Origin of the sequence: Chitinophaga varians, assembly GCF_012641275.1 — a bacterium.
GTDB lineage: Bacteria > Bacteroidota > Bacteroidia > Chitinophagales > Chitinophagaceae > Chitinophaga > Chitinophaga varians_A.
Genome location: NZ_JABAIA010000003.1, coordinates 305400 through 317881 on the forward strand (window position 1 = coordinate 305400; position 12482 = coordinate 317881).

General features: G+C 50.3%; 8 protein-coding genes. All 8 read left to right on the plus strand.

Annotated elements, in window-relative coordinates; translation table 11 throughout:
- Nucleotides 1-4: 4 nt before the first annotated feature.
- The 8 genes from HGH92_RS24840 (at nucleotide 5) to HGH92_RS24875 (ending at nucleotide 12452) form a co-directional block, all read left to right on the plus strand.
- On the plus strand, nucleotides 5-877 hold the full coding sequence (locus HGH92_RS24840) for a hemin ABC transporter substrate-binding protein (RefSeq protein WP_168873514.1): 873 nt from the start codon (nucleotides 5-7) through the stop codon (nucleotides 875-877).
- Nucleotides 858-1886: a FecCD family ABC transporter permease gene (locus HGH92_RS24845; RefSeq protein WP_168873515.1), complete on the plus strand. Its 1029-nt coding sequence runs from the start codon at nucleotides 858-860 to the stop codon at nucleotides 1884-1886. Before HGH92_RS24840 ends, HGH92_RS24845 begins: the two co-directional genes overlap by 20 nt.
- Nucleotides 1886-2677: a heme ABC transporter ATP-binding protein gene (locus HGH92_RS24850; RefSeq protein WP_168873516.1), complete on the plus strand. Its 792-nt coding sequence runs from the start codon at nucleotides 1886-1888 to the stop codon at nucleotides 2675-2677. Before HGH92_RS24845 ends, HGH92_RS24850 begins: the two co-directional genes overlap by 1 nt.
- A 12-nt stretch (nucleotides 2678-2689) precedes the next feature.
- A complete protein-coding gene (locus HGH92_RS24855) occupies nucleotides 2690-3223 on the plus strand; it encodes a hypothetical protein (RefSeq protein WP_168873517.1) in 534 nt (177 codons plus the stop codon).
- Between the two features lie 45 nt (nucleotides 3224-3268).
- Nucleotides 3269-7546 carry a discoidin domain-containing protein gene (locus HGH92_RS24860; protein WP_168873518.1) on the plus strand — a complete coding sequence of 1426 codons (4278 nt, stop codon included), beginning with the start codon at nucleotides 3269-3271 and terminating at the stop codon, nucleotides 7544-7546.
- A gap of 1087 nt (nucleotides 7547-8633) precedes the next feature.
- On the plus strand, nucleotides 8634-9602 hold the full coding sequence (gene sbnA, locus HGH92_RS24865; RefSeq protein ID WP_211092739.1) for a 2,3-diaminopropionate biosynthesis protein SbnA: 969 nt from the start codon (nucleotides 8634-8636) through the stop codon (nucleotides 9600-9602).
- A 5-nt stretch (nucleotides 9603-9607) separates the two neighbouring features.
- Nucleotides 9608-10576: a 2,3-diaminopropionate biosynthesis protein SbnB gene (sbnB, locus tag HGH92_RS24870; RefSeq protein WP_168873519.1), complete on the plus strand. Its 969-nt coding sequence runs from the start codon at nucleotides 9608-9610 to the stop codon at nucleotides 10574-10576.
- Nucleotides 10577-10817: 241 nt separating this feature from the next.
- Entirely contained in the window at nucleotides 10818-12452 is a 1635-nt protein-coding gene (locus HGH92_RS24875; RefSeq protein ID WP_247655048.1) for an MBL fold metallo-hydrolase, read from the plus strand.
- The last annotated feature ends 30 nt before the right edge of the window (nucleotides 12453-12482 follow it).

Sequence of the window (12482 nt, forward strand, 5' to 3'; positions counted from 1 at the left end):
CACCATGAGAAATAAATACCTGTTGCCGGCCATGCTGCTGCTGACATGTTCCTGTGGCCGGTTTGGCAACAAGGACCAGCATGCCGGAAGTAAACGTATTGTTTGCCTTGCCAAGCAGTACAACGAAGTGATCTATGCGCTGGGCGCAGAAAAAGACCTGGTGGCGGTAGATCTTTCCAGTACCTATCCGCCGGCCATTAAAGCGCTGCCTACAGTGGGCTACCACCGGGCTTTGAGCGCGGAAGGCATTATCTCGCAGGAACCTACGCTGGTGGTCCATGACAATAACGTAGGGCCCGAACAGGTAATGCAGCAGCTGGAGAAGATGAAGATACCGATGAAAACGTTTGCTGATAGTGTGTTTACGATAGAACAGGATAAAGGCATGATCCGGGAACTGGGCCGTTACTTTGGGAGAGAACGCCAGGCTGACAGTCTTTGCCGCATACTGGACGCCCAGATGAGCGAAGCGTTGGCTAACGGTAAACGCTATACGGATACGCCCCATGTGGTGATCATCCACTTTGGCCGCGCCATGAATATTTATCTCGCTGTGACGGAGAAGAGTACGGCAGCGAAGATGGTAGCATGGGCCGGCGGGGTCATTCCTATCGGAGGCAATAAAGGCATGCAACAGGTTTCAGCGGAACTGATAGCACAAGCAGACCCTGATGTGATACTGCTGACGGATTTCGGTTACGACAGGCTGGGTTCTATCGGAAAGATCAAGGAACTGCCCGGTGTGGCCGGCACTAAAGCCGCGCGTGATAACCGCATTTACCGGGTAGAAGAACATGACCTGATATACCTGGGGCCGCGTACCGGCGCCAATGTGCTGACACTGCAAAAACTGATACATGCAAAACAGTCCGAATAAAGGCGTATTCCCCTGGTTAACGGCGCTGCTGGTGGCCGCTGTCCTGCTGTCGGCTTGTCTGGGCGCCATAGATATCCATATCAGGGAGATCGCCGGTGCTGCGGGAAAACTGTTTTATAACGGCAGTGACTATACGCTTCATGAGCGGGTTTTCCTGGAAATACGGTTGCCCCGCGTGCTGTTCTGTTTATTTGCCGGCGCCGCGCTGGCGGTAGGCGGCGTGCTGTTGCAGGCGCTGTTCAGGAATCCCATCATAGAACCGGGCCTGATAGGCACTTCCAGCGGGGCCGCCTTTGGCGCCGCGCTATATTTTGTCGCAGGCGCAACTTTCCACTTTCATGCCGGCGTTTGGATGTTGCCGTTGGCAGCCTGCGCCGGCGCTATGCTGGCCACTTTTATGGTGCTGGGTTTGTCAGGCAGCAGGGAAAACGGTAAAACAGGCATTGTTACGTTGTTGCTGATGGGCATAGCTGTCAATGCCTTGTTCCTCAGCGGCACCGGCTTTTTGTCGTACATCGCGCGGGACCCGCAGGCGCGCTCTATTACTTTCTGGAACCTCGGCACTTTATCCGGCGCCAATTGGGAATCAGTGGTCATCACCGCTATTGTGGTGACGCTGTGCTGTTGGCGGGCCATGGCCTGCGCGGCCAGGCTCAATCTGTTGATGCTGGGAGAGGAGGAAGCGCAGTTGTCGGGTGTTGGCGTAAAGCGGTTGAAGATGGAAGTGATGGTTATCAATGTGATCATGATAGCGGTGGTAACGGCTTTTACGGGAGTGATCAGTTTTGTGGGGCTGGTGGTGCCGCATTTGCTGCGTATCTGGAAGGGAGCAGACAACCGTTACCTGGTGGCTGCCGGCGCGCTCACCGGCGCCATATTGCTGACAGCTGCGGACATTGCGGCCAGGCTGCTGCTGCGGCCTGCGGAGCTGCCGATAGGCATTGTTACTTCCCTGGCCGGTGTGCCTGTGTTTATTTTTTTACTGAAGAAGAAAAAATATTATTTCTGATGCTTGCCTTATCTGGTATTACCTGTATAAAACACAACAACGTATTGCTGGAAGACATCAGCGTACAATGGGGCCCTGGCAGGATGCACATCGTCATGGGGCCTAACGGCGCCGGCAAATCCACGTTGCTGCGGATTGCGGCGGGACAGCTGGCGCCGGCGTCGGGCACTGTCATGTACGGTAACAGGCCGGTCACCGATTTCTCCGTGAAAGAGCTGGCCGCTGTCAGGGCGGCGCTGTCGCAGCAGCAGGAGCTGGCCTTCCCGCTGAAAGTAAGGGAAGTGGTGCTGATGGGCCGCTACCCGCATATCCAGGGCGTGCCCACGCTGACGGATAAACGTTACTGCAGGGAGGCGATGGCGCTGTTTGACCTGGAAGACCTGGCGGAGCGCGACTATCTCAGTCTGTCCGGCGGGGAAAAGCAGCGGGTACATTTTGCGCGTGTGCTGGCCCAGATATGGGAAAGCCCGCTCCATGGCTGCCGTTACCTGCTGCTGGACGAGCCGCTCACCTTCCTGGACGTACACTTCCAGTTCCGGTTCATGCGCCAGCTAAAAGTACTGCTGCAACAGCAGGACCTGGTAATCGTGGCGGTGCTGCACGACCTGCATATCGCTGCGAAGTTTGCCGATAACGTCCTGTTGCTGCATAAAGGCCGGATGGTGGCACAAGGTACCCGTGAAGCGGTGCTGACGCCTGCCCATATTCAACAGGTATATCAGCTGGATAGTGAAGACATCGCGGCCGTTATACCTGTTTATCATTCACCAATATCTGTTTCTCACACTTAAACAACCTGAATAATGAAAAAGCAATTTGTCTGGAAGCCTTTACGGCACTGCATGCTGCTGATGACATGGCTGTTGCTCGGTACAACGGTATCGGCACAACGGCATGAGTCACGCCAGCAGCCTAAAGAACCTGATTGGGTCACTATGATGGATGATCCCAATGTTAATTTTTTCGTGATAGAAAAATCTTTCAACGATTTCTGGAAGGGGAAGGAATTGCCTATAGAAGAAGATGAAATACTGGACGTGAAAAAGAACACCGAGCGGAAACGGCGGTTCCTGGGCATTTTCAAGAGAAAAGAATCTGAAGCGGAACGCGACAGGGAAGAAGATGCACGCAAATACGCCTTCGCCTACAAAAAGTACCAATGGTGGAGAAGGCAGGTACTGCCCTATGTACAGCCGGACGGGTCTATCCTTAGCAGCGAAAGGCAGGTGCAGATATGGCAGCAGCAAAAACAACTAAAGACCAACATACAGGAAAAGCACGCGAAAGACAAGAAAGAACAGGAGAAGAACAATGATAACTCCGGCAAAAAGTTGTAAAACAATAGCGATTCCCCATCATCAACTGAAATAACCGCAATGACTATGCGTAAATATATATACCTGTTTTTATCCGCCCTTTTTTTATCGGTATCTGCCGCAGCGCAGAACTATGGCAACTGGCGGAACATAGGCCCGGTGCTGTTCCCGGTCAACTCTTCGGGACAGATCAACGGCATCGGCCGCGTTACACAGATGAAGTTCCACCCTTCCAATGCAGCCACCATCTACGCCACCAGCGTATGGGGCCTCTGGAAAAGTACGGACACGGCCAATACCTGGCAGTTGCAGGGCACCGACGAGCTGCCTAAAGCGTCCTGCGCTTCCGTATGCATTGATTATACCAATGATCAGATCATGTACCTGGGAACAGGTGATCCCAACTACTATGGCACAGCGTTGGGTGTTTACAAAACCACTGACGGCGGGCAGTCGTGGCTGCCTTCCAACAGCGGCATCGGCAACCGGATGGCAGTAGAACTGCTTATGTCGAAAACAGATCACAATGTGCTGATCGCCGCTACCAACGATGGCATATGGAAAACAACGGATGGAGGCACTTCCTGGACCAACAAGCTCAGTGGCGGCCAGTTCACGGATATGGCTTACAAGGCGTCCACCAATACCACAACTATCTATGCCGTAAACATGGCCGGTGGGTTCTATACGTCCACTGATATGGGCGAAACCTGGACGCCCGTTGCGCTTACCTTGCCGGCTGCGGGGGCCAAAGGCAGCAGGATAGCCGTAACACCCGCCGATTCCAACCGGGTGTATGTAGGAATGGTAGGCGCCAATGATGCCGTTTCCGGCGGCGTGATCTATAAATCCACCAATGGCGGCACCAGTTTCACACAGGTAAAAGGCGACGTGGCACCCAATCTGGTAGGCTATAATGCCACCTCCAGCGGCCAGGGTAACTATAACTTCGCTATTGGCGCAGATCCGGTGAATGCGGACATTCTTTACCTGGTGGCGCATATTGTATGGAAAAGCACTGACGGCGGCAGCAACTGGACACAGATACAGACGGGTTGGTGGACCATGATCCACACGGACATGCATGGCATCAAGGTAAGTCCCTATAACACCAGTAAGGTGTTTAACTACAATGATGGCGGCGTGTGGCTCAGCACAGATGGCGGTACCAACTGGGTGCCACGCAGCGACGGGCTTTCGTCAACGGAAGTGTACCATGCCTCCAACAGCCCTATCCGCCGGGATATGATCAGCATCGGCACGCAGGACAACGGAGAGCTGTATTACAAATACGCCGTCAATCCGTGGTTTACCAACAGGGGCGGCGACTGGGGCTCACGTTCCGCATTTGACTATAACACCAACAACCAGGTGTATTATTACGAAAACGGTAAGCGAAGAGCGGTAACCGGTAGTGAAAGCGCTTATAATGTGCCGTTCACCGCTTCCAATAAGATGGAGCTGGAATTTACGCCCGCCAATGTGAGCGTGGCGTTCATCGCTGATACGGGACTGTGGCGCAGTACCAACATTACCGCAGCTTCCCCCGCATGGACCAGGCTGGTGAACAACACAGAAAAGATCAAGGCGCTGCATGTCAGCAATGCGGATGCCAATGTGGTGTATTATGTCACCACCAATCAGAAAGTATACCGTACCCGCAATGCGTTGGCGGCATCGCCCACCTTTGTCAGCGTGGCCGCGCCGGTGGCCACCAGTGTAGCCGCCAGCGTTACTACCATTAAAAGCGATACCAATGTGGTGTATGTTTCCTGCGGCAGCAAAGTGTACCGCTCCGCAGACCAGGGGAACACTTTCACTGACATCAGTGGCACGCTGCCGCCGGTGAATATTATCCGGCTGCTGGAAGACCGTTACGCTACCAACGAATCGGTATACCTTGCCACCGCGCGCGGCGTATACTACCGCAACAAGAACATGGCCGACTGGTCGCTGTATTCCATCGGACTGCCCACGGTTGCTGACATTACGGACATCTTTGCCTACAACAACGGTGTGGCGGACAGCAGTGAACTGCGGGTGAGCTTTTATGGCCGTGGTGTTTTTGGCACCAAATTCAATAACGCCATCACGCCGCTGGTTTCTTTTTCGGCCACCACTGTCAATACGACCGCCGGCGGCGTTAGCAAATCAGGATGCAGGCCTTATACGGATTATACAGTTGACCTGACCATCAGCCCGGCTCCCTCCGGTAATGCCAATGTGCAGCTGGTGGCAGGTTCTACGTCTTCCGCGGTGAAGGGCATCGATTATGATGTGACCACCAACGGCAGCTTTACCACGCCCGGCGACACGCTGGTCTTCGCATCCGGACAGACGGCGCCACGCACCGTTACCCTCAGGGTGTACGGCAGTAAGACAGACCTGGCCGGCAAATATGCATTGCTGTCGTTTAACGTCAACGGTACTACGAATGCGATGGCTAACCCGTCAGCACAAACCTGCCGCGTGAATATCAGCTATCCGGACGGATCGCCGGTAGGAGATACGGGGCTTGTTAACCTCACTTACGGCAACGGTACTACGGGGGGCAGCGCGTCCAGCCCGTTCAATGGCACACAGTCTGACAAACGTACCCAGACTATTTATCCGGCAGATGAGCTGAGAGCGGCAGGGCTGCAACGCGGCAATATCTACTCCATCGCTTATCATGTGATTTCACGTACCGTCACTACTACCAGCACGTTCCAGAATTTCAACCTGGCAGTAGGCACTACCTTACAGCCAACGTTTACGGACACACAATTTGATAACAGTCCGGTCACAACGGTGTACAGTGGCAGCATCAGCGTAACGGACACCGGATGGGTGCAAGTTCCGTTCTCACAGCCCTTCTACTGGGACGGCAGCAGTAACATCCTTATACAGTCCTGCTACAACAATGCGGACGGTACAGACCAGGGAGACAATCTCGTTGCGTCTATTTCTGTGAGCGGTGCCAATCCTACGGCATTCCAGCGGCAGACCAGCGGTGCAGGGTGTAGTTTCAATGCGCCGGGCTATGGCTCTACCAGGCCTAACCTGATCTTTAATACACGGCCCGCCGTTACTACGGTGGCGGGTACACTGAATACCAACACTACGCAGTACCTCGGGCCTAATGCCACCGTTTACTTTGCGGACAGCACCGGCAAGGTCCTGGCGAAGGTGAAAAACCTGTCGGCCTTTGACTATGGCTGCGCCACCGTGCAGATAGACCGTGCAGGCGCCACTGCCGTGCCGTTCTGGGATACCGTCCCTACACATTACCTGGCTTCAAAAACATATAAGATCACGACTGCCAATAACAACAGTGCCGGCAGCCTGCAGGTAACGTTATATTATACCGCCGCTGAAAAACAAGGTTGGGAGGCCGCTACAGGTCTCACCTGGGATTCCGTGCAGCTGGTGAAAGTGAAGAACAAGGTGGGCAACGTTACCCCATCAAATCCTCAGCCTGACGGGGTCGGTACGATCTACGTATCGCGTGACAGCAGCGGGAAGAAAGGCGCTACCATCTATTATGTGGCGGGCACCTTTAATACCGGTGTGGGCGGCTTTGGCGTGGGCAGTCCGGGCACTCCGCCAGTGGCCGGGGCCTGTAACAATCCGATACCACGTACGCAGTTGAGGGTATCGCAGTTCGACAGCCAGGAAACAACAGGGGAGAGCGCTCCGGCGGTCAATGTTATTGACGGAAACAACAGTACCTTCTGGCATACGCAGTGGTACAACAGTACGGCGCCCATGCCACATTATATCTCCATCTATCTCGGTGGCGCGTATAACCTGAGCAAGCTCACCTATCTGCCCCGGCAGTCAGGTACCAATGGGCGCATCAATGCCTATCAGGTACAGGTAAGCGCCGATAGCATCAACTGGACGCAGGTGGCCAGTGGCAACTTTGTGAACAGTACGGCGGCACAGGATGTTGTTTTCTCTCCCACCGTGAAAGCCCGTTATGTAAAACTGGTGGCCACTTCTGAGGTAAACGCGAATCCGTGGACTTCCATCGCTGAACTATCATTCGCCGGTTGCCCGGACACTACGGCATCTGCAACAAAAGCGGTGCTGGCTGGTAAACAACAGGTTGGCAATATCAGCGTATATCCCACAAGGGTGCAACTGGGCGGAAGCGTGACTGTACGCAGTCATGATAATGCTACGCTGCTGCTGCGGTTATATGATGTCAGAGGCAGGATGGTGCGCGTTGAATATGTGAATGATGGCAGCACTGTCAATACCGGTAATCTGAACACAGGTGTTTATATCTATAGTATTTACAATAGTAAACAGCCTTCAGCCAAACCGCTGAAAACAGGCAAGATCGTGATCACCGAGTGATTTTCGCAGTAAGCGAAAAAATGACTGCCGTCACAATGGCTGTCAGGCCTTATGTGAGCTGTATAAAAAAACAAAACCCCGTGCAGTGCGCGGGGTTTTGTTTTTTATTATAGTCAATATTTCTACTGAAATATTACTGCATTGATCATGATTGTTTGGTTTCCTATTATAATTAATAAACGTAAATAATACCTGTTTTGACATCTAATATTGACCGCAGTCGTTGGCAGTTTAATGGCAGTATGCGGTGAGGTAATATTTCATGGTGTTTATGTAAAGGCGCTATTTTACTGGTGTTTGGGAGTGTGACTCAATGTTACGGGAAAAATAATTTTTTGCATTTTCTTGATAAGACTTTTTGTTGTTTGAGAATTATTTATTTACTTTACTTCGCTAACGAATATGTTTCCATCACGAACTGGAAAGTATTTACGATATAAAAAGGTTGTTTCCACCACAACTATGTTTTCTCTGACCCTATTTTTCAATCCCATGAACATGTAGAGACCAGTAAGAGATTCCAGCATCAGCATTTATACATTTTGTGTATAAGCACTGTTGTCAGTCATCCTTAAAAACCTGTTTAGAATGACCCGGGTCAAGTTATGACAAACTTGATTTACAAACTGTGTATTGTCGGAAAGAGCGATTTTCCACAAAGAGATTTAAGAAAAAAACTGTGCGCCTGGTTTTTCCGGTCGGTATAACTGTCGTTTTACCAGACCCGGCTTACATTACTAATGGTATTGGATATTTAATCGGGAACGGAAAACCGTGCTGATTGCTGCCGCTACGCTACAATTGTTACAACAGGGCCTAAGTACAGTAAAAGGGTATTTAATACACCTGCCTTATGATACTGTTGTCAATGTTGTTGCCCTTGCGTAGTCTGGGCTTCTCTTTCATATGAACAAAATATCTGTCACGCCTGTAAGAAAATTTATCCCTTACGGTGAATGCAGTATTATGTCAACTATGGTGAGATATGGATGTAATAAAACATATATAGAAAACAGCAACGGGTAGGTAAATGGAAAACATTTTGTTATCCCGATGTCCCATTTTAAATCATTGAAAACCTGATGAGATGATGTTATCTTCCCTCGAAAAGATCAGCGGTCTGATCGGAAATACGCCAGTTGTAGCGTTGAACATGCCGGGAGTGTCCCTGTTCACCAAACTGGAATACAGGAACTATTCAGGCAGCATTAAAGACAGGGCTGCGCTGAGTATTCTCTCTAACGCCATCCGTAATGGTAAAGTCAACAGCGATACAGTCATCGTTGAGTCCAGCTCCGGTAATTTTGCCATCGCGCTGGCAAGGATCTGCAAAGATCTGGGACTGTCCTTTATCCCTGTCATCGATCCTAATATTAACCGGGAGAATGAGGCCATGCTACGCCTGTTTACGGACAAGGTAGTGAAAGTGGAGAAGGAAGACAGCACCGGGGGTTATCTCCTGACCAGGATCGAAACGGTAAAAGAACTGTGCGCCCGGCATCCCAACAGCTTCTGGACGAACCAGTATGACAATCCTGATAACTTCCGGGGATACTATAACACGCTGGGAAAAGAGATTTGCGACCGGTTTGAGCAGCTGGATTATATGTTTATTGCGGTGAGTTCCTGCGGCACCATCAGCGGGATATCCCAAAAAGTAAAGGAAAAATTCCCCAATGTCACCATTGTCGCCGTAGATATTGAAGGCTCGGTGATTTTTAATATCCCTCCCCAAAAGAGATATGTCTCCGGCCTGGGCTCCAGCAAAGTACCTTCCATATTGGAACATGCCATTATCGATGAAATTATGATCGTGTCGCACGAAGAATTGGTGAAAGGCTGTCACGAGCTTGTTAAAGAACAGAACATTTTTGCAGGCGCCTCTTCCGGTGCCGTCTATGCCGCTATCAAGAACTATTTTAATTCACACGCTATCGAGGGTGCCCCTGTTACACTGTTTTGTTGCGCCGACCGCGGAGATTCCTATATCAACAATGTATACGACAAGAAATGGGTAAATAACATGATGGAAAAGCTATCTACCATAAAAGCATAATAAACATGTACTATTTAAGTAAGTCCGATCTGTTACACTTGGGAATTAACTGGGAAGAAGTGATCGAAAAGATCCGGGAAACAGTCCACACATTGAAGGATGGAGATTTTGCCCAACCCATCAAACCTTACCTGAGATACCGGGACGTCACTAACCGTATCATCGCTATGCCTGCATTTGTAGGCGGTAAAGTATCTTTTTCCGGTATTAAATGGATCGCCAGCTTTCCGGATAATATCAGGAAGAATATTCCACGTGCTAATTCTGTCACTATATTAAATGATGCAGACACCGGTGTGCCTGCCTGTATTATCAATACCAGCCATGTCAGCGCTGTTCGTACGGCAGCGGTAACCGGCCTGGTAGTGAAGGAATACCTGCAACGCAACCGGCAGGGGAAATTAACCGTAGGTATTATCGGTTTCGGGCCTATCGGCCAGCAACACCTGGACATGATCAGCACGTTGCTGGGTGACCGCCTGGACCATGTGAATATCTACGATCTTAATCAACCCGACCCGTCACTGGTCCCTGCGTCCTTAAAAGATAAAGTAAATATCGTCCATACCTGGGAAGAAGCGTTCGAGCATGCTGATATACTCATGACCTGTACTGTATCAAAAAAGCCATACATCAACAAAGCGCCTAAGAAAGGTTCCCTGCAACTGAATGTTTCCCTGAGAGATTATGTGCCCGAATTTATCAACTACGCTAAATACATCGTAGTCGATGACTGGGAGGAAGTATGCCGGGAAAATACAGACATCGAAGTGATGCACAAAACGCAGGGACTAACGAAAGAAAGCACGCTGTCACTTGTGGATATCATTTGTGAAGACAAATTACAAAATGCGGGGATGGAAGAGGTGGTCATGTTTAATCCGATGGGAATGGCCGTGTTTGACATTGCTACTGCAGTTTACTTTTATGAAAAAGCGAAAGTAGCAAACGTCGGTACGGTACTCGCCGATTAACAGTAAACAGCCCGACACCAGATCACAGGTATTTTTGTTAAGTCGTCTGGATGCTCGCAGGAAGCATGTTTTTATCCGATAATCACTGGTATGGGTGGAACTTACCAAACTGCCGGATTGACTACAGCTCCTGTGACATTCATGATACACAAGTGTTTCCACCAGGCGGACGCCGGACCTTACGTCGTGGTAAGGTCTGCTACACCTGGGAGGAAACACTTTTATGATCAATATTTTTTAAATGCGAAATCTCACCATCATGAGTGGTAATGAATTTTACTTAAAACCCAACGTAGTAATTGAACCCTTGTTTGACAGATGGTACGCCTGGAGCCACCTGATATCACCTGCCACGGCCGCTATGAACGTAGTGGGCCGGCATCTTAATATCATGGACTCCTTTATCATGGAACCTTCTGTTCATGCGGAAGCGGTGCTGAACCCCAAAATGAAAGGGGGACCTTTTATGGACATACCGGTTGACCGTGTAGATGAAGTGAGCGCCCTCTATGAAAAAACCATGAAAGAGCAGGAGAAAGCGTTGAAGTTTTCCAAAGCCGTAAAAGAACTGGACCGTCTGCTGGAGTCAGAAGGAAAAGGCATGGGCATGGAATCGTTGTACGAAAAAGTGCCGCCTATCCTCAAAGGATATGTAGAACTGTTCTACGACCGTAACAACAACGCGGATTTCCGTTTTTTTGAAGCACTGCTCTATAAGAGCCGCTTCTATAATAAGTCTTCCCAAAGCATCGCCCTGTGGGTGACAGAAAATGACCATCGTCCTTTCTGCCTGAGCACCCCACGGCTCAATGAGCCGGGAGTGTTGCACCTGGAAATACCCTTTGACCATGCCGGCATCGATGAACTGGCCAGAATGAAGCGCAGTCCGAAAAGCATGGAATATATCAAGACATTGTTAGCCATCTCCCCAGAGGACGAAGCGCTTTTTAATACCTTTTTTACTACCACACCGCCCCCCGTTTATAAGAAATATACCGGTGATAAAATCCGCATGCGCTACTTCGGCCACGCCTGTATCCTGGTGGAAACAAAAGATGTCAGCATCCTGGTAGACCCGCTGATCAGCTACTACGGATACGACAGCGACATAGAACATTTCTCCGATGCCGACCTGCCGGATGTGATCGATTACGTGCTGATTACCCACAATCACCAGGACCATATTTTGTTTGAAACACTGTTACCGCTCCGTCATAAGATCAAACACCTGATCGTGCCCCGTACCAACTCCGGCCAACTGGAGAACCCTGACCTGCGGCTGATGTTCCAGAACATTGGTTTTGACCAGGTGGAAGCGATAGAAGAAATGGAGACCATAACATTTAGCAATACCACTATCACAGGATTACCCTTTACCGGAGAACACAGCGATCTCAATATCTTGTCCAAAGCCTGCTACCTGGTACAGATCAGCGGCTTCAAACTTTTATTCCTGGCGGATTCCCGCATTAGTGAGCCTGCACTCTACCAACATATTCATGACAGCATCGGTGATGTGGACGTAATGTTCCTGGGCATGGAATGCGATGGCGCGCCCCTGACCTGGCTCTATGGCCCGCTGATGACAAAGAAGATCACCCGTGAGCAGGACAGCAGCCGCAGGCTGGCAGGTTCTGATTGTGTAAAAGGAATGTCGCTGGTGGAAATCTTTAACCCGAAAGAAGTGTACGTATATGCAATGGGCATGGAGCCATGGCTGGAGTTTATCAGCAGCATTAAATATACGGACGCTTCCAATCCTATTATCCAGTCTGACAAACTCGTTAAAAACTGCCAGGAGAAAGGTATGATCGCCGAGCGCCTGTTTGGCGAAAAGGAATTGTTGTACGAACGGAAATATGCTGTCGCAGAATAAGCATTACTAACCCTATGCCGGCTGATAGTA